Raw genomic sequence first — 18266 nt, 5'->3', positions numbered from 1 at the left:
GTCGTTGATGACTCAAGCAGGCTAAACTGTCGAGCACACTCTACAGTCAAGCGGGATTTGCATGCGCATTGGTGAACTGGAAAAACGCAGCGGGGCCAGCCGCCACACCCTGCGTTATTACGAAAGCCTGGGGCTGATCAGCGCCCTGCGCCGCGACAACAACTACCGCGAATACAGCCTGCAGACGCTGCATGACCTGGGTTTTATCCAGCAGGCGCAGAGCATGGGTTTCTCCCTCGGTGAGATTGGCGACATCCTTCGCGCACGGCGCGAGCAACAACTCGACTGCGCCCAGGGTGCAGCCCTGGTCAGCCGTAAACTGGCCGAGGTGGAGCAGAAAATTGCTGATCTGCAGCAGTTGGGGGCTTTTCTCCGCAGCGAGCAACTGCGCCTCGAAGCCAGCGCCGCCGAACAGAAACCCACTGCCGCGGGCTAAATCAACCTGGCTATTCAGACCAAGTGCACGGCAAGCGAACAAGCGATAACTACACTGACGTAATGGATTACAGGAGCCCCTGAACATGCGCTCAGTGACACACTGGATGTGCACCCTCACCGTGCCACTGTTGCTCGCCTGCAGCGCAAATAGCCTGGCGGACACGGTGGTCATGGCCTTCGGTGAAAAAATCCCACCGTTCTGTTTTCCGGAAAGCGACAGTGGTATCGAACTGGAGGTGATTGGCGAAGCCCTGGCGTTTCGCGGCCATACACTGCAACCCCGCTACTTTCCCCTGGCTCGCGTGCCACTGGCGTTTCGCAAAGGTGAAGTGGATGCGGCCATGACCGACCTGGGACAGGGTCTGGCTGCAATCGGTGGTCACTATGGCAACCCGGCCGTCATATATGCCAACGTGTTTGTCAGCCTGCAAAGCCGACGCTTGAACATCCAGAAGCCCGAGGACATCAAGGGGCTCAGCGTAGTGGCCTTCCAGGGAGCAGCCCAGCGCTACCCCGAATGGCTGGCCGAGAGCCAGAAGGATGGGTTGTACTTCGAACAAAACAACCAGGAACTGCAGGTCTTGGGGCTGAACAAGGGCCGCTACGATCTGGTACTGAGTGACCGCAGCATCTATCGCTACTTCGAATTGCTGCTCGAACGTACCTCTCTATTTAAGGCAAAATCCATCGCCATGCACCAATTTGTCGAGGAAGACCCGCAGAACTACCGGCCGATATTTCGCGACCCGCAGATCCGCGACGACTTCAATGCCGGCCTCGCCCAACTCAAGGCCAGCGGGCGCTACCAGGCGATCTACGACCACTACCTAAAACAGTGATTGCTGCCCATCAGTCAGCCAAATCAAACGCATCCGCATCGCGATATGCAGGGAAACGCTCCCGGTAAGCGGACAATTCCGAGGCATTGAGGGCCACCCTAAACACGCCATCTGCCGCCCCTGGCTCCAGCAACGGCTCACCCTGAAAATCCAGCACCTGACTATCGCCACTGTAGGTGTGGCCATTGCCGTCCTCGCCGATGCGGTTTACTGCCGCCACGTAACAGAGGTTTTCGATGGCCCGCGCCGGCAACAGGCGGTTCCAATGATTGCGCCGCGCGGCTGGCCAGTTGGCGGTGTAGAGCAGCAGATCGGTGGTCTGTGGATCGCGACTCCACACCGGGAAGCGCAGGTCGTAGCAGATCAGCGGGCGTACCTGCCACCCCTTGACCTCCAGCAACACCTGCTGCTCACCCGCGCGGTAATGCTTATGCTCGCCGGCCATGCGGAACAGATGGCGCTTGTCATAGTGCGCCACAGAGCCATCCGGACAGGCCCAGAGCAGGCGGTTGCGGTAAGAGCCATCAACAGACTGGATAATCAGGCTGCCGGTGACGACAGCCTGCAGCGCCTGAGCCTGCTCACGCAGCCACTGGCTGGTGGGGCCATCCTCCGGCTCGGCCAGGGCAGCCGAATCCATGGAAAAGCCGGTGCTGAACATCTCCGGCAACACGACCAGGTCCGCACCACATGCCTGCACCAGCAGTGATTCAAAGTGCGCGCGATTGGCCGCAGGGTCCTGCCAGACGAGGGTGGTCTGAATCAGCGCCAGTTCGAGGTCGGGCAACAGGCTTAGATCGCGCATAGTTTATCCGCCGCCTGGCGCAGGGTTTCTTCACGCTTGGCAAAGCAGAAACGCACCAGGGTCAGATCCTCAGGTGGTGTCTGGTAGAACACCGATACCGGAATCGCCGCCACGCCATGCTCGCGGGTCAGCCATTCGGCCATAGCCACATCATCCAGATCGTTGCGAATGGCCGAGTAATCGACCAACTGGAAATAGGTACCAGCGGCGCGGGTGAAGGTAAAGCGCGAGCAGGCCAGCAGGTCGCAGAACAGATCGCGTTTGGCCTGGTAGAACGCAGGTAGCTCCTCGACATGCTCGGGGTGCACGGCCATATAGTCGGCCAACGCCCACTGCAGCGGCGTCACGCCACAGAAGCTGACGTACTGATGCACCTTGCGCAGTTCGGCGCTCAAGGCCGGCGGCGCCACGACATAGCCGGTCTTCCAGCCAGTGACGTGGTAGGTTTTGCCAAAGGAGCTGACCACAAAGGCACGCTGATACAGCTCTTCGTGGGCCAGCACGCTAGCGTGCTGAACGCCGTCGAATACCAGATGCTCGTAGACCTCGTCGCTGATCAGGTAGATATCGCGCCCACGAATCAAGGCAGCCAGCTGGTCCAGCTCGGCGCGGGAGATCAGCGCACCGCTAGGGTTGTGCGGGCTATTGAGGATGATCAGACGCGTCTTGTCGCTGAGCGCGTCCTGCAGGCGTTGCCAATCGATAGCGAAATCCGGCAAGGCCAGCGGCACATGCACACAGCGTCCGCCGGCCAGCTCCACCGAGGGCTCATAACTGTCGTAGCTGGGGTCGAAGACGATGACTTCGTCACCCGGCTGAATCAACGCCTGGATAGCGCAGAAGATGCCTTGGGTAGCGCCAGGAACTATGGTGACTTCACCATCGGCGCTGACCATACGCCCATAACTGCGGGCAATCTTCACCGCCACCTGCTCGCGCAGCGCTGGTAAGCCAGTCATCGGCGCGTACTGGTTATGCCCAGCAGCAATATGCCGACCGACCGCATCACGCAAGGCCTGCGGCCCATCGAAATCGGGGAAGCCCTGGGACAGGTTGAGCGCGCCGGTTTCCACGGCGAGCTGCGACATGCGGGTAAAGATGGTGGTGCCGACGTTCGGCAGTTTGCTGATAATCATCGAGGCAATATTCCTGGGCCAAGCGCCGAGCTTGAGCGCTAGTGATGCGGCAGAATAGCCGATCCCCCAGAGACGCAAAAGGCACCCGCAGGTGCCTTTATAGAGCGTTTCAGCCCAAGCTTAGCGCTTGTCTTTGCGCTTCTTCTCGGCCTTCTTATGGTGGCTCATCAGGCGTCGCTTCTTATTCACCTGACGATCCGTGAGGGTGTTCTTGTTGCCCTCATAGGGGTTCTCCCCCCCTTTGAACTCGATGCGGATCGGCGTACCAACCAGCTTGAGCACGCGGCGATAGGTGTTTTCCAGATAGCGGATATAGGACTTGGGCACCGCATCGACCTGATTGCCGTGGATCACGATCAGCGGCGGGTTGGCCCCCCCCAAGTGGGCGTAGCGCAGCTTGATGCGGCGGTTATTGACCATGGGTGGCGCGTGATCGCTGACGGCGTCTTCCAGAATCTGGGTCAGGCGGTTGGTTGGCCAGCGGGTGATCGCCGACTTGAACGAGGCTTGCACCGACTTGTACAGGTTACCCACACCGGTGCCATGCAGCGCCGAGATAAAGTGGATATCGGCAAAGTCGACGAAGAACAGCCGCCGTTGCAACTCGGTCTTCACGTAATCGCGCTCGCTGGGCTCCATACCGTCCCATTTGTTCAGGGCAATCACCAGGGCACGGCCGCTTTCCAGCACAAAGCCCAGCAGGTTGAGGTCATGGTCGACCACACCTTCGCGGGCGTCCATGACGAATACCACGACGTTGGAGTCCTGGATCGCCTGCAGGGTTTTCACCACCGAGAACTTTTCCACCGCCTCGAAGATCTTGCCGCGGCGACGCACGCCCGCGGTGTCGATCAGGGTGTACTTCTCGTCATCGCGCTCGAACGGGATGTAGATGCTGTCGCGGGTGGTGCCGGCTTGGTCATACACGATGACCCGCTCTTCGCCGAGCATCCGGTTGACCAGCGTCGATTTACCGACATTGGGGCGGCCGATGATCGCCAGCTTGATGCCGTCCTTTTCACTCGGACCGGGAATGCGCTTGGCTTCCTGACCTTCGAGCACAACTTCTTCTTCCTCGCCCTCTTCCGGCTCTGCGGCATCCTTGGGGAAGGAACCCAGCACGGCTTCGAGCATCTGGGTGATGCCACGTCCATGCGCACCGGCAATCGGCAGGGACTCGCCCATGGCCATGCTGGCAAATTCGGCGCGCGCCAGATCAGTATCGAGGTTATCGACCTTGTTGATCACCAGAAAGCTGCGTTTGTTACGGCGGCGCAGGTGCTCGCCGATCATCTGATCGGAGGCCGAAAGACCGGCGCGAGCATCCACCAGAAACAGCACAGCATCGGCTTCTTCAATCGCCTGCAGCGACTGCTCGGCCATCTTCGCATCAATGCCTTCTTCGTCACCGGAAATACCCCCGGTGTCGATGACGATATAGGTTCGCCCCTGCCACTTGGCCTCGCCGTACTGGCGATCACGGGTCAGACCAGACAGGTCGCCGACAATCGCGTCACGGGACTTGGTCAAGCGGTTAAACAGTGTGGACTTGCCGACGTTCGGGCGGCCCACCAGGGCAATTACGGGAACCATTAGGCTCTCCACTTCGTTATTTCAGAAAATACAAAAGCCGCTGCAGGGGCAGCGGCCGGAATTCATTGCGCAGGCGATGCTGCGCACCTTAGGTGTTGTGCAGCATCGCCAACGCTCAGCGCAGCATTACTTGATGGTCAGTGCCACCAGGTCACCGCCGTTACCAAAGGCATACAGCCAGTCGCCCACCACCAGCGGACGGGCACGCAGGCCGTCACTGTCGATGCGGATACGACCGACGAATCGACCATCAACCTGGCTGACCAGATGCAGATAGCCTTCCAGATCGCCGAAGGCGATATAGCTGGAGAACACTTCCGGCGCCGACAGCTGGCGACGCGCCAGCGCATCATTGCTCCACAGTGCCGAAGCCGAACGTTCGTCAATACCTTCAACGGTACCGCTGGCCAGGCTTACATAAACACTGCCATAACCCTGGGCCACACCGACTGAGCTGGACGCTTCACGCTGCCAGAGGATACGGCCACTTTCCAGATCCAGCGCGGCAACGCGGCCCTGGTAGCTGACGGCGTAAAGTGTGCCAGCCGAGAGCAGCAAGCCACCGTCGATGTCCACCACACGATCCAGTTCGGAGCGACCTTGTGGAACTGCCACGCGCTGCTCCCAAACCGGGATACCGCGCTGCGCATCAAGGGCAATCACCTTGCCGGTAGACAGGCCGGCTACCGCCAGACGGTTGGTCAGTACCGGGCTGCCAGTGCCGCGCAAGGTCAGCACGGCTGGAGTGTTCTCAAAGATCCAGCGCTGAGCGCCCGTGCTGATGTCAAGGGCGATCAGGCGGTCATCCTGGGTCTGCACCAGTACCACGTCGCCATTCAGTGCAGGCGCCGCCAGCACTTCGCTGGTCACACGGGCACGCCACTTCTCTTCACCGGAGCCGCTGTCGAGGGCGATAATTTCGCCTTTCAGCGTTCCCACCACCACCAAGCCATAGCCGGCAGCAACAGCGCCGGAAACCGGCAATTCCAGATCAGCTTTCCAGATGACCTTGCCGGTCATGCGATCCATAGCGACCACCAGACCTTCGACGTCGGCGGCGTAGATCTTCTCACCATCAATCGCTGGCACCAGCATGTTGAAGGTCTCGCCCTGGCCTTCGCCAATGGAACGGCTCCATTCCTTCTGCAGGCGCACCTCTTCCTCGAACTTGGGAAGATCGGCCGGCGGCAGTTCCTTCTTGCTATTGCTGCTGCAACCTACGGCCAGAACGGCCAGGGCCAGCAGTGCGGCATTCTTCCAGCGCATCACGTCACGCATCCCCTTTTGCCAGATCATCCAGCTTCATTTGCAGACCACCGACAGCCGCATCCTCAGAGAGTGCAGCCTTGGCTTTTTCGTAGGCGGCGTACGCATCGTCGGCACGGCCGAGTTGCACCAGCAGATCACCTTTGAGTTCTTCACGGCTGGCCGCAAAAGCCGGAGCGACTTTGGCATCCAGCAGTTTCAGGGCGTCTTCAGCCTTGTCCTGGGCCGCCAGTACACGCGCCAGGCGCTGACGCGCCAACTCGCCCAAACTGTCATCCGCCGGGTTGTCGACAATCGCCTGCAACTCGCTGGCAGCGTCGTCCAGTTTGCCAGCCTCGACCGCCACCTTGGCCACAAACAAGCGGCCGTATTGGGCGTAATGGCTGCCGGAGTAATCATTCTTCAGGGTGTTGGCCAGCTCAGCCACTTTACCGGCATCCGGCTTGCCGCTCGGGTCCAGAGCCGCTTCCAGCAGTTGCTGATACACCAGCGAGGCACCGTAGGACTGGTTGCTCTGGTACTTCTGCCAGCCCTGCCAGCCGAATACCACCACCAGGGCCAGCACGACACCGGTCAGCAATGGCATGCCATTGCGCTGCCACCAGTCCTTGATTACTGCCAGTTCTTCATCATCAGTACGCGAAACCACCCCAACACTCCTATTCGCTAAATCACTTAACAGGCGCTCAGGCCTGATTGGCGCAGGTCGCCAGATGATCGGCCAACGCCGACCAGGCAATACTTTGCTGCTCGCCCTGACCGCGCAGCGGCTTGCAACCTACCACTTGCTGGGCCAATTCGTCTTCACCCAAGATCAATGCATACAGTGCACCACTCTTGTCGGCCTTTTTGAACTGACTCTTGAAGCTACCCGCACCGGCATTCACCTGCAGTCGCAGACTAGGTAGCTGATCACGCAGACGCTCACTCAAAGCCAACGCAGCCAATTCAGCCGGCTCGCCGAAGGCACACAGGTAAACATCGACAGTACGGCCGATTTCAGCCGGTACTTTACCTAGAGTTTCCAGCAACAGCACCAAACGTTCGATGCCCATAGCAAACCCAACACCAGGCGTCGGCTTGCCACCCATCTGCTCAACCAGGCCATCGTAGCGCCCACCTGCACACACCGTGCCCTGGGAACCCAACTGATCGGTCACCCACTCGAATACGGTCTTGCTGTAGTAATCCAGGCCGCGCACCAGCTTGGGGTTAATCACATAAGGCACGCCCGCTGCATCCAGGCGGGTTTTCAGCCCCTCGAAATGCCCGCGCGACTCTTCGTCCAGGTAATCCGCCAGCTTCGGCGCATTGACCAACAGCGCTTGCGTTTCTGGGACCTTACTGTCGAGCACGCGCAGCGGATTGGTGTTCATGCGGCGACGACTGTCTTCATCCAGCTGATCGGCATGGGCCGTCAGAAACTCGACCAGCGCATCGCGATAAACGGCACGCGCGGCACTGGTGCCCAGACTGTTGAGTTCAAGCTTGACCGCATCACGGATCCCCAACAGGCCCCACAGGCGCCAGGTCAGGGCGATCAGCTCGGCGTCGATATCCGGACCTTCAATATTGAAGACCTCCACACCGATCTGATGAAACTGGCGGTAACGACCTTTCTGCGGACGCTCATGACGGAACATCGGTCCGATGTACCAAAGCTTCTGCGACTGGCCGCCACCGGACAAGCCGTGTTCGAGCACGGCACGCACGCAGGCTGCAGTGCCTTCCGGGCGCAGCGTCAGGGAGTCGCCATTGCGATCGTCGAAGGTGTACATCTCTTTTTCGACGATGTCGGTGACTTCACCAATGGAGCGCTTGAACAGCTCGGTGAACTCGACGATCGGCATACGAATTTGCCGATAGCCGTAACCGTCCAACAGACTGGCGACGGTACCTTCAAAATAACGCCAAAGCGGGGTCTGCTCGGGCAGGATATCGTTCATGCCACGAATGGCTTGCAGGGGCTTGCTCACTTCAATTCCTTAGCTGTCTTGGCTGCGCACGATAACCGCGGCGTCAGCAGCAACCTTGTCGGCTGCCTTCTGGCGGATCAGCTTTTCCAGCTCATCGACCAGGTTGTCATTACCCAGCTTGTGCGCCGGCTTGCCATCGATATAGATCAAGTTAGGCGAACCACCAGTCAGGCCGATATGGGCTTCCTTGGCTTCGCCTGGGCCGTTGACGACACAGCCGATGACCGCCACATCCAGCGGAACGAGCAGGTCTTCGACACGCTGCTCCAGCTCGTTCATGGTTTTCACCACGTCGAAGTTCTGCCGTGAGCAGCTTGGGCAGGCGATGAAGTTGATGCCACGGGAACGCAGACGCAAGGACTTGAGGATGTCGTAGCCGACCTTGATCTCTTCCACCGGATCAGCGGCCAGGGAGATGCGAATGGTGTCGCCGATGCCCTCAGCCAGCAGCATGCCCAGCCCAACCGCCGATTTCACAGTGCCCGAACGCAGGCCTCCGGCCTCGGTGATGCCCAAGTGCAGCGGCTGCTCAATCTGCTTGGCCAGCAAGCGATAGGCCTCAACAGCCATGAAGACGTCAGATGCCTTCACGCTGACTTTGAAGTCCGGAAAATTCAGCCGATCGAGGTGCTCGACATGGCGCAAGGCAGATTCAACCAGCGCCGCTGGCGTCGGCTCGCCATACTTCTTCTGCAAATCCTTTTCCAGCGAGCCGGCGTTAACGCCGATACGGATTGGAATGCCCTTGTCGCGCGCGGCTTCAACCACAGCACGGACGCGGTCTTCACGACCGATATTGCCCGGATTGATGCGCAGACAGTCGACACCCAGCTCAGCCACACGCAGGGCGATCTGATAGTCGAAGTGGATATCCGCCACCAGCGGCACACGCACCTGCTGCTTGATCCGGCCAAACGCCTCAGCAGCGTCCATGTCCGGCACGGAAACCCGAACGATATCGGCGCCGGCATCTTCCAGGCGACGAATCTGCGCCACGGTGGCGGCCACATCATTGGTATCGCTATTGGTCATGCTCTGCACGGCGATGGGTGCATCCCCACCGACCGGCACCGCGCCAACCCAGATCTTGCGCGACAGACGCCGTTTGATTGGTGATTCGCAATGCATGTTACTGCCCACCCAACTTCAGACGCGCGGTTTCACCCGAGATAAACGGAGCCACATCCACCGGATTGCCATTCAGGCTGACTTGGGCACCACGGGCAAACCCAAGACGCAGCTCCAACGGCGCCTTACCAACCAGTTCAAGGCTATCGCCTTTGCGTTTAAGTGCGCTGAACAGCACCTTGCCGTTGGCATCAGTTAATTGTGTCCAGCAGTCGGCAATAAAGGTCACACTGACACGTGCCTCACCGGCTGCCAGCACAACCGATGGTGAAGTAACCACTGCAGGAGCGGAGGCGGCTGCGGCTGCGGCTGCGGAAACATCAGGCGCAGCAACCGCTTGCGCGGGTGTTGCCCCCTGCGTGAGTACCGGAGAACTAGCGACGTCAAGTGGATCAACCGTTGCCGGCGCAACATCAGCACTAATAGCAACAGAAGCAGGAGCTACTATCGCCGCACTACCGTCCACGGCGGGCGGCATAATTTCCGCCTCGGCTTGAGCCGCATCCACAGCCTGATCCTCAGGCTCATCAAGCACATGGATCTGGGTTGTGCCATCAGCACCGTCAACTTCCACATGTTCCAAACTGGTAGCTGCCAGGTCTTCCGCCCGCCGCTGCGCTTGCTCCTGCCACCAGAAGAAGCTCAATCCAGCCAAAGCCAACAGCAACACAAAACTGACCATTCGCAACACGCGCTGCGAATAGCTCACCGGCTCTTCGATACGCCCCAGACTATGTACGTTACTTCCTGCCGCATCGCTGCCGGTAAACTGATCAAACTCCAGCACCAGTCGATTCTGATCGACATCCAATAGTTTGGCATACGCGCGCACATAGCCACGGGCAAAGGTATGCCCTGGCAACTTGTCAAACGCGCCCTGCTCGATCTGACTCAAGCGCTGGGCTGTCAGATTGAGCTGGCTGGCAACCTCGGCAATGGTCCAACCACGACTCTCACGAGCCTTGCGCAAAGTCTCACCCGGATTGGTACGGGGAACTGCTAGCACTTCTGGATGCGCAGCTTTCATCATTGCTCCGACAGGTATTGCTGATATTCCGGAGTACCCGGATAAAGTCGTTTCAACTGCAGACCGAGGCTTGCCGCGTCGTCACGCTCCTCGAAAATCTTGGCTAGCCGAACGCCAAGCAACAGACTACGCGCATCATGCTGCGACAGCGCCAGGTAGCTTTCGTAGTAACCACGCGCCGGGACGTACTGCTTATCGTCATAAGACAGCTGCGCCATTTCCATCAAGGCACGCGGCTGACGGCTATTAAGACGCAATGACCTCTGGAAATACTCCTTGGCCTGCTCACGCTGGTTCAACTGCAGCGCTGTCAGGCCGAGGTTTTCAAATACCCGCGAGCGCTCTGGGTAAAGATTATCCTGAGCAGCCTCGCTGTAGAGTTCCATGGCTTCGGTGTAACGCTTTTGCTCGTAGAGAAAGCTGCCATAGTTATTCAACAGGCGCGCATCACCTCGGCGCTCAGCGATTGCCTTACGAAAATGCTCATCAGCCAGCTTCGGCTCCATTTCGATTTGAAACACCAAGGCTAACGCCGCATGCGCGTCCGCATTTGAAGCATCGAGGTCCAAGGCTTTTTTCAACGGCACCTTGGCCCGCTCGGTTTCACCTTGCTGGAGATAACCGATACCTAACTGTACGTATGCATCACGGGCCTCATCACGGCCTTTATCGGTTTTCATCGGATCAACGTTACCAGTCGTGACGCAACCGGCTAACAGACTGGCGGCCAACAGCAATAACGCGGGACGCAAGGTCATGGGTATCCTCCCCTCAGGTTCGATTGGCGGCGGAACTCGGCGTTTCGGCCTCGCTACTCAACTCACGCACAGCAATATAGCGCTCACTACGCCGGGTACGATCCATAACCTGGCCAACCAATTGACCACACGCGGCATCAATGTCTTCGCCTCGGGTGGTGCGCACAGTGACATTGTGGCCGGCTTTGTGCAGCAGGTCCTGGAAGCGGCGAATAGCATTGTTGCTCGGCCGCTCGTACCCGGAGTGGGGGAAGGGATTAAACGGAATCAGGTTGATCTTGCAAGGCACATCTTTGAGAAGTGCGATCATTTCCTCAGCGTGCTCGATCTTGTCGTTTACATCCTTGAGCAGGGTGTATTCGATTGTAAGCACGCGCTTCTCGCCGAGACGCGAGACATAACGCTTGCACGCCGCCAGCAGCATTTCCAGCGGGTACTTCTTGTTGATCGGCACCAGCTGATTGCGCAGTGCATCGTTCGGTGCATGCAGTGAGAGCGCCAGGGACACATCAATCACTTCGCCGAGCTTGTCGATCATCGGCACCACGCCCGAGGTGGACAGCGTCACCTTGCGTTTGGAGATGCCATAACCGAGGTCGTCCATCATGATTTTCATGGCAGCGACGACGTTGTCAAAGTTCAGCAGCGGTTCGCCCATGCCCATCATCACCACGTTAGTGATGGCGCGGTCGATCTTCGCCGGCACACTGCCGAACGACTTGTTGGCGATCCACACCTGGCCGATCACTTCGGCGGCACTCAGATCGCTGTTGAAGCCTTGCTTGCCAGTCGAACAGAAACTGCAATCCAACGCACAGCCAGCCTGCGACGACACACACAAGGTGCCACGCGAGCCCTGGGGGATATACACGGTTTCGACACAACTGCCTGACGCCACCCGCACAACCCACTTGCGCGTGCCATCAGTAGAAATATCTTCGCTAACCACTTCCGGCCCGCGAATTTCAGCAGAGGCCTCGAGCTTCTCGCGCAAGACCTTGCCGACATTACTCATAGCGGCGAAATCATCGACGCCAAAGTGGTGAATCCACTTCATCACCTGACCGGCACGGAAACGCTTTTCCCCGATACTTTCGAAGAATTGCTCCATCTCCGCCAGGGTTAGCCCCAGCAGGTTGATTTTACCGGTCGATACAGTCATGGCCTCACCCTCACCCGATTCGCTTAGCGAATGCGCGCGCAAACTTCGGTGGCAGCGAAGAAGTAAGCGATTTCGCGGGCAGCGGAAGCTTCCGAGTCGGAACCGTGAACAGCATTTTCGTCGATGGAAACAGCGAAATCAGCGCGAATGGTGCCGGCAGCTGCTTCTTTCGGGTTGGTAGCGCCCATCAGTTCACGGTTAGCCAGAACAGCGTTTTCGCCTTCCAGAACCTGAACGATAACTGGACCGGAAGTCATGAATGCAACCAGATCCTTGAAGAAGCCACGCTCGCTGTGCTCAGCGTAGAAGCCAGCGGCTTCGCGCTCGGACAGCTGAACCATTTTCGAAGCCACGACGCGCAGGCCGGCTTTTTCGAAACGAGTGGTGATCTCGCCAACAACGTTTTTAGCAACGGCATCAGGCTTGATGATGGAGAAAGTGCGTTGAACAGCCATGTGAAACTCCAGAAACAATGATTAAAGCGAAAAATTAAACCCGCGAATTATACGCGGGTTCCGGTTAAATGCGTAGGGCGCGACACAAGCCGTATCAGTCGGCTTCTTCGATCCAGGCCGCCTGGACGGCTTCCAAGACCTTCTCACCACCGCGCTGCGGATCGTCACTGAACTCCGGCAACGCCAGAATCCACTTATGCAGATCAACAAAGTTGACGTAACGAGGATCCACCTCAGGCTTAGCCTCCGCCAGTTGAATGGCGATTTCCAGGACATCAACCCACTTCAGACTCATAACAACTCCTGAACTCAGTGCGGCGCTTCGGCGGCGTGGTTGAGCGAGTATTTGGGAATCTCGACCGTCAAATCCTCAGTACCGACAATGGCCTGACAAGACAACCGTGATTGCGCTTCAAGCCCCCAGGCCTTGTCCAGCATGTCCTCTTCCAACTCATCAGCCTCGGCCAACGAATCAAAACCCTCACGAATAATGCAGTGACAGGTGGTGCAGGCACAGACACCGCCGCAAGCGCTTTCGATGTCAATGTGGTGCTCATGCGCCACTTCAAGCACCGAAGTACCCGGGGCAACCTCGACCACCAGCCCTTCCGGGCACAACACCGCGTGAGGCAGAAAAATGATCTGCGGCATGTTTATTCCTCAATCTCGTCAAGACTACGGCCAGCCAATGCGGCCTTGACCGTGGCATCCAGACGACGGGCCGCGAAAGCATCCGTCACCTGGGTCAAACGTTTGGTTTGCTGCTCAATCGCCAAGCCATCCGTGCCGGCCATCAAATCGCGCAATTGCGCGATCTGCGCATCGATGGCCATACGCTCATCGGCATCCAGCAGGCGCTCGCCATCGGCCAGCAACGCCGCCTCGACTGCTTCCAGCAAACGCTGGGCGTCGACCTGCTGCTCGCGCAGCACGCGGGCAACCTTGTCGTCGCCGGCATTTTTGAAGGAATCCTGCAGCATGCGGGCGATTTCGCCATCGGTAAGCCCATAGGACGGCTTGACCTGGATACCCGTCTCGACGCCCGAGGCCAGTTCGCGGGCAGCAACGCTGAGCAAACCGTCGGCATCCACCTGGAAGGTCACGCGAATCTTTGCCGCACCGGCCACCATCGGCGGAATGCCACGCAGCTCAAAACGCGCCAGTGAACGGCAATCACTGATCAGCTCACGCTCACCTTGCAGCACATGAATCATCATGGCCGTCTGGCCGTCTTTATAGGTGGTGAAGTCTTGCGCGCGAGCAACCGGGATAGTGGTGTTGCGCGGAATGACTTTCTCCATCAAACCGCCCATGGTTTCCAAACCCAGCGACAGCGGAATCACATCGAGCAACAACAGCTCTTCACCGTCATCGCGCTTGTTACCCGCCAGCGCATCAGCCTGAATGGCAGCACCAATTGCGACCACCTGATCCGGATCGATGTCCGTCAGCGGTTCGCGGGCAAAGAGTTCGGCAACCGCCTGACGCACACGCGGAACACGCGTAGAGCCACCGACCATCACCACCGCTTCAACAGCCTCAACTTCAATACCCGCGTCACGCACCGCACGACGGCATGCCTTCAGACTTCGGGCGAGCATCGGCTCGATGAGTTGATCAAACTGCTCACGGCTCAACTGCCCCTGCCAACCGGCATACGCCACCGGCACCGACTCATGACTGGTCAGCGCCTCTTTGGCGGCACAAGCCACTTCCAGCAATAAACGTTGCTCGCCGGGATCAAGATCAGCCGACAACTCCGCCTGCTGAACAATCCAACCGGCAATCGCATGATCGAAGTCATCGCCGCCCAAGGCGCTGTCGCCACCGGTGGCCAATACCTCAAACACACCGCCGGTCAGGCGCAATACAGAAATATCAAAGGTGCCACCACCCAAATCGTAAATGGCCACCACACCTTCAGCATGCTGATCCAGGCCATACGCCACAGCAGCAGCCGTTGGTTCATTCAGCAGGCGCAGAACATTCAAGCCCGCCAGACGGGCTGCATCCTTGGTGGCTTGGCGCTGCGAATCATCAAAGTAGGCCGGCACGGTGATGACAGCGCCAACCAGTTCGCCGCCCAAGGTCGCCTCAGCGCGCAGGCGCAGGACTTTGAGAATTTCAGCCGAAACCTCGACAGGGCTTTTGGCACCTTGCACCGTTTCAATAAACGGCATGTGCGATTCGCCTTCGCTAAAGCGATAAGGCAGCTGCTCACCGAGCTGTTTGACATCGGCCAGACCACGCCCCATCAGGCGCTTAACGGACAAAATGGTGTTGAGTGGGTCTGCCGAGCCGGCTGCTTTGGCCGATTCACCAACCTCAACCGAACCCGCGTGGTAGCGCACCGCTGACGGCAGAATGACCTGCCCAGCCGCATCAGGTAGCGGCTCAGAAAGACCGCTGCGCACGGCCGCAACAAGCGAATTGGTGGTGCCCAAGTCGATCCCAACGGCCAGCCTACGCTGGTGTGGCTGGGGGCTTTGTCCGGGCTCAGCGATCTGCAGTAAGGCCATGGGTAATCAATGCTTAGGTGTCAGGCGCGCCATACGACGCACCAGCGTTAATCGTCGAGGCGCTCTTCCAGCTGGCGAACCTCGTGAGAAAGCTTGTCGAGAAACTGCATGCGGCGCATCAGGCGCTCAGCCTGTTCACGCTGCTGCGGATCATCCCAACAAACCGCAAAACTTTCGTTGAGCTCATCCTGAGCCACTTTCAAGCGCTGCTTAAAGGATGCAACGCCGGCCAAATCAGCACTTTCATGCAAGTCTTCAAGCTCTTCGCGCAGCTGCATTTGCTGCATCAAAAAACCCGGATCCTGCACCGTGACTTCCAACGGCAACTCCGGCCCGCGAAGCGCCAGCAGGTAACGCGCACGCTGCGAAGGACTCTTCAGGGTGCTGTAGGCCTCGTTCAAACTCGCCGACTGCTCAAGCGCAAGGCGCTGCTCACGCTCGGATGCATCAGCATAGCGATCCGGATGGACTTGTCGGGCCAGCTCGCGGTAGCGACTGGCCAACACGTTAGCATCCAAACGAAAGCTCGGCTGCAAGTCAAACAAAGCAAAGTGACAAGGACTGCCCACGTACGCCTCAGATATTGAAGCTTTCGCCGCAGCCACATTCGCCGCGCACGTTAGGGTTGTTGAACTTGAAACCTTCGTTCAACCCCTCTTTGACGAAATCAAGCTCAGTACCGTCGAGGTAAACCAGGCTCTTGGGATCGATGATCACCTTGACGCCATGGTTCTCGAACACCTGATCTTCGCTGGCGGCCTCATCGACAAACTCCAGCACATAGGCCAAGCCGGAGCAGCCCGTGGTGCGCACACCCAGGCGAATACCTTCGCCCTTGCCGCGCCCCTCAAGCGAGCGACGCACGTGCTGAGCGGCTGCTTCGGTCATGCTGATAGCCATCGACAAACCTCCTTAGAGCAAGCCTTTCTTCTGCTTGTAATCGCGCACAGCAGCCTTGATGGCGTCTTCGGCGAGTACCGAGCAGTGGATTTTCACCGGTGGCAGAGCCAATTCCTCGGCCAACTGGGTGTTCTTGATAGTCTCAGCTTCGTCCAGGGTTTTGCCCTTCATCCACTCGGTGGCGAGGGAGCTGGAGGCGATTGCCGAACCGCAGCCATAGGTCTTGAACTTGGCGTCTTCGATCACGCCCTGCTCGTTAACCTTGATCTGCAGGCGCATTACGTCACCGCAAGCCGGCGCGCCGACCATGCCAGTACCGACATCCGGGTCTTCCGCGTCCATCTTGCCGACGTTACGCGGGTTCTCGTAGTGATCAATGACCTTTTCACTGTAAGCCATGCTGGTATTCCTTCCTCATCAGAGAGTCGCTCTTGCTCGGCGACTACTTAGTGCGCCGCCCACTCGATCTTGGAGATGTCGACACCGTCTTTGTACATATCCCACAGCGGCGACAATTCGCGCAGCTTGGTGACCGCCTCGCAAACCTTCTGCGCGGCATAATCGACCTCCTCATCAGTGGTGAAGCGGCCGAAGGTAAAACGGATGGAGCTGTGTGCCAGCTCGTCATTGCGGCCCAGGGCGCGCAACACGTAGGACGGCTCCAGAGAAGCTGATGTGCAAGCCGAACCGGACGAAACCGCCAGATCTTTAAGCGCCATGATCAACGATTCGCCTTCAACGTAGTTGAAGCTGAGGTTGAGGTTGTGCGGTACACGGGCGGTCATGCTGCCATTGATATACAGCTCTTCCAGACCATCGACCTGCTTGAAGAAGCGATCACGCAGGGCCAGAATGCGCTGGTTTTCCTGGGTCATTTCCTCTTTGGCAATACGGAACGCTTCACCCATACCGACGCACTGATGAGTCGCCAGGGTGCCGGAGCGCATACCACGCTCATGACCGCCGCCATGGGTCTGGGCCTCCAGACGCACACGCGGCTTGCGACGCACGAACAGCGCACCGACGCCTTTTGGGCCATACGTTTTGTGCGCGGAGAAAGACATCAGATCGACCTTAAGCGACTCCAGATCTATCGCCACCTTGCCAGTCGACTGTGCCGCATCAACATGCAAGAACACGCCACGCGAACGGGTCAGCTCGCCAATCGCCGCGATGTCGTTGATGGTGCCAATTTCGTTATTCACATGCATGACCGACACTAGAATGGTGTCATCACGCAAAACCGCCTCGATCATGGCCGGTGTAATCAGGCCATCTTCACCGGGCTCGATATAGGTCACTTCAAAGCCTTCGCGCTCAAGTTGGCGCATGGTATCCAGCACGGCTTTGTGCTCGATCTTCGAAGTGATCAGGTGCTTACCTTTGCTCTTGTAGAAGTCAGCAATGCCCTTGATCGCCAGGTTGTTGGACTCGGTGGCACCAGAGGTCCAGACAATCTCACGCGGATCGGCATTGACCAGCTCAGCCACTTGGCGACGAGCATTTTCCACGGCCTCTTCAGCCTTCCAGCCAAACACGTGGGAGCGCGACGCCGGGTTACCGAAGTTGCCATCAACCAGCAGGCATTCGCTCATTTTTTGCGCAACACGCGGATCAACCGGCGTGGTGGCGGAATAATCGAGGTAAATCGGCAACTTCATTACTTTCTCCTAATCAGGTATCAGGCCAGCTAGCCAGCGCTTTGCGCTCAATCGACGGCGGACGTTTCGATCTTATCCAGGTACGGCGTCCTGCCATTGCAGCGGCGCTGATCCTGGCGCTGAGCAACCTCCTGCACTTCACGACGGGTCACCAAATCAGCGAGACTGATGCCGCTAAGAAATTCGTGTATCTGCTGGCTGAGGTCACACCATAAATGGTGGGTCAGACAGGTATCACCGGCATGGCAATCGCCCTGCCCCTGACAGCGAGTGGCATCGACCGATTCATTGACCGCATCAATCACTTCGGCCACCTGAATCCCGCGCATGTCGCGGGACAACTGATAGCCGCCACCCGGCCCACGCACACTGGACACCAGATTGCCGCGCCGCAGCTTGGCAAACAGTTGCTCCAGATAGGACAGGGAGATGCCCTGCCGCTCGGAAATATCGGCCAGAGACACCGGACCACGCTGTGCATGCAGCGCCAGATCAAGCATGGCGGTGACGGCGTATCGGCCTTTGGTGGTTAATCGCATGAGGGGCTTACCGCATGGTCGCAATGTGCGGCGATTATGCAATTCCCGAGCATTTAAGTCAACT

Annotated in this window: 21 protein-coding genes; 2 read left to right on the top strand and 19 right to left on the bottom strand. The window is 58.5% G+C overall.

Annotation, left to right across the window (positions count from 1 at the left end; genetic code table 11):
• Positions 1–61 precede the first annotated feature (61 nt).
• Both OU997_RS13460 and OU997_RS13455 read left to right on the top strand, forming a co-directional pair.
• Entirely contained in the window at positions 62–436 is a 375-nt protein-coding gene (locus OU997_RS13460) for a MerR family DNA-binding protein (RefSeq protein WP_108488438.1), read from the top strand.
• A gap of 85 nt (positions 437–521) precedes the next feature.
• Positions 522–1277 carry a substrate-binding periplasmic protein gene (locus OU997_RS13455; protein ID WP_218276601.1) on the top strand — a complete coding sequence of 252 codons (756 nt, stop codon included), beginning with the start codon at positions 522–524 and terminating at the stop codon, positions 1275–1277.
• 10 nt (positions 1278–1287) lie between these two features.
• Here the strand turns inward: OU997_RS13455 and OU997_RS13450 are convergent, their stop codons facing one another.
• The 19 genes from OU997_RS13450 to iscR all read right to left on the bottom strand — a co-directional run bounded on the left by OU997_RS13450 (position 1288) and on the right by iscR (position 18202).
• On the bottom strand, positions 1288–2082 hold the full coding sequence (locus OU997_RS13450) for an amidohydrolase (protein WP_267807040.1): 795 nt from the start codon (positions 2080–2082) through the stop codon (positions 1288–1290).
• Positions 2070–3218, bottom strand: coding sequence for a pyridoxal phosphate-dependent aminotransferase (locus OU997_RS13445; protein WP_267807039.1), 1149 nt, complete (start codon positions 3216–3218; stop codon positions 2070–2072). The genes OU997_RS13450 and OU997_RS13445 overlap by 13 nt, the downstream gene beginning before the upstream one ends.
• Before the next feature lie 120 nt (positions 3219–3338).
• Positions 3339–4811, bottom strand: coding sequence for a ribosome biogenesis GTPase Der (gene der, locus OU997_RS13440; protein WP_267807038.1), 1473 nt, complete (start codon positions 4809–4811; stop codon positions 3339–3341).
• Between the two features lie 126 nt (positions 4812–4937).
• Complete coding sequence (gene bamB, locus OU997_RS13435; RefSeq protein WP_267809909.1) at positions 4938–6089, bottom strand: outer membrane protein assembly factor BamB; 1152 nt, start codon at positions 6087–6089, stop codon at positions 4938–4940.
• Positions 6082–6663: a tetratricopeptide repeat protein gene (locus OU997_RS13430; protein WP_267809907.1), complete on the bottom strand. Its 582-nt coding sequence runs from the start codon at positions 6661–6663 to the stop codon at positions 6082–6084. The genes bamB and OU997_RS13430 overlap by 8 nt, the downstream gene beginning before the upstream one ends.
• Before the next feature lie 100 nt (positions 6664–6763).
• Positions 6764–8053 (bottom strand): histidine--tRNA ligase, encoded by a 1290-nt coding sequence (hisS, locus tag OU997_RS13425; RefSeq protein WP_108488432.1) that lies wholly within the window; start codon positions 8051–8053, stop codon positions 6764–6766.
• Positions 8054–8062: 9 nt separating this feature from the next.
• A complete protein-coding gene (ispG, locus tag OU997_RS13420; RefSeq protein WP_267807037.1) occupies positions 8063–9181 on the bottom strand; it encodes a flavodoxin-dependent (E)-4-hydroxy-3-methylbut-2-enyl-diphosphate synthase in 1119 nt (372 codons plus the stop codon).
• 1 nt (position 9182) lies between these two features.
• On the bottom strand, positions 9183–10208 hold the full coding sequence (locus tag OU997_RS13415; RefSeq protein ID WP_267807036.1) for a RodZ domain-containing protein: 1026 nt from the start codon (positions 10206–10208) through the stop codon (positions 9183–9185).
• Positions 10208–10966 carry a type IV pilus biogenesis/stability protein PilW gene (gene pilW, locus OU997_RS13410; RefSeq protein WP_267807035.1) on the bottom strand — a complete coding sequence of 253 codons (759 nt, stop codon included), beginning with the start codon at positions 10964–10966 and terminating at the stop codon, positions 10208–10210. Before pilW ends, OU997_RS13415 begins: the two co-directional genes overlap by 1 nt.
• A 13-nt stretch (positions 10967–10979) precedes the next feature.
• Positions 10980–12128 carry a 23S rRNA (adenine(2503)-C(2))-methyltransferase RlmN gene (gene rlmN / locus OU997_RS13405; RefSeq protein WP_267807034.1) on the bottom strand — a complete coding sequence of 383 codons (1149 nt, stop codon included), beginning with the start codon at positions 12126–12128 and terminating at the stop codon, positions 10980–10982.
• 23 nt (positions 12129–12151) lie between these two features.
• A complete protein-coding gene (gene ndk, locus OU997_RS13400; RefSeq protein WP_090248631.1) occupies positions 12152–12583 on the bottom strand; it encodes a nucleoside-diphosphate kinase in 432 nt (143 codons plus the stop codon).
• 94 nt (positions 12584–12677) lie between these two features.
• Entirely contained in the window at positions 12678–12878 is a 201-nt protein-coding gene (iscX, locus tag OU997_RS13395) for a Fe-S cluster assembly protein IscX (RefSeq protein ID WP_108488427.1), read from the bottom strand.
• 14 nt (positions 12879–12892) lie between these two features.
• Positions 12893–13234, bottom strand: coding sequence for an ISC system 2Fe-2S type ferredoxin (gene fdx / locus OU997_RS13390; RefSeq protein ID WP_108488426.1), 342 nt, complete (start codon positions 13232–13234; stop codon positions 12893–12895).
• Positions 13235–13236: 2 nt separating this feature from the next.
• On the bottom strand, positions 13237–15102 hold the full coding sequence (hscA, locus tag OU997_RS13385; protein WP_267807033.1) for a Fe-S protein assembly chaperone HscA: 1866 nt from the start codon (positions 15100–15102) through the stop codon (positions 13237–13239).
• 47 nt (positions 15103–15149) lie between these two features.
• Positions 15150–15671: a co-chaperone HscB gene (gene hscB / locus OU997_RS13380; protein WP_108488424.1), complete on the bottom strand. Its 522-nt coding sequence runs from the start codon at positions 15669–15671 to the stop codon at positions 15150–15152.
• A gap of 7 nt (positions 15672–15678) precedes the next feature.
• Positions 15679–16002 carry an iron-sulfur cluster assembly protein IscA gene (gene iscA, locus OU997_RS13375; protein ID WP_090248639.1) on the bottom strand — a complete coding sequence of 108 codons (324 nt, stop codon included), beginning with the start codon at positions 16000–16002 and terminating at the stop codon, positions 15679–15681.
• Positions 16003–16014: 12 nt separating this feature from the next.
• Complete coding sequence (gene iscU, locus OU997_RS13370) at positions 16015–16401, bottom strand: Fe-S cluster assembly scaffold IscU (protein ID WP_040261926.1); 387 nt, start codon at positions 16399–16401, stop codon at positions 16015–16017.
• Positions 16402–16448: 47 nt separating this feature from the next.
• Positions 16449–17663 carry an IscS subfamily cysteine desulfurase gene (locus OU997_RS13365; RefSeq protein ID WP_267807029.1) on the bottom strand — a complete coding sequence of 405 codons (1215 nt, stop codon included), beginning with the start codon at positions 17661–17663 and terminating at the stop codon, positions 16449–16451.
• A 47-nt stretch (positions 17664–17710) separates the two neighbouring features.
• Positions 17711–18202 (bottom strand): Fe-S cluster assembly transcriptional regulator IscR, encoded by a 492-nt coding sequence (gene iscR, locus OU997_RS13360; RefSeq protein ID WP_108488422.1) that lies wholly within the window; start codon positions 18200–18202, stop codon positions 17711–17713.
• Between the last annotated feature and the right edge of the window lie 64 nt (positions 18203–18266).

The sequence above is a fragment of the Pseudomonas sp. SL4(2022) genome, from assembly GCF_026625725.1.
GTDB lineage: Bacteria > Pseudomonadota > Gammaproteobacteria > Pseudomonadales > Pseudomonadaceae > Aquipseudomonas.
Note: the sequence above shows the minus strand (reverse complement) of the source record. Positions and strands in the feature narration are given on the sequence as shown.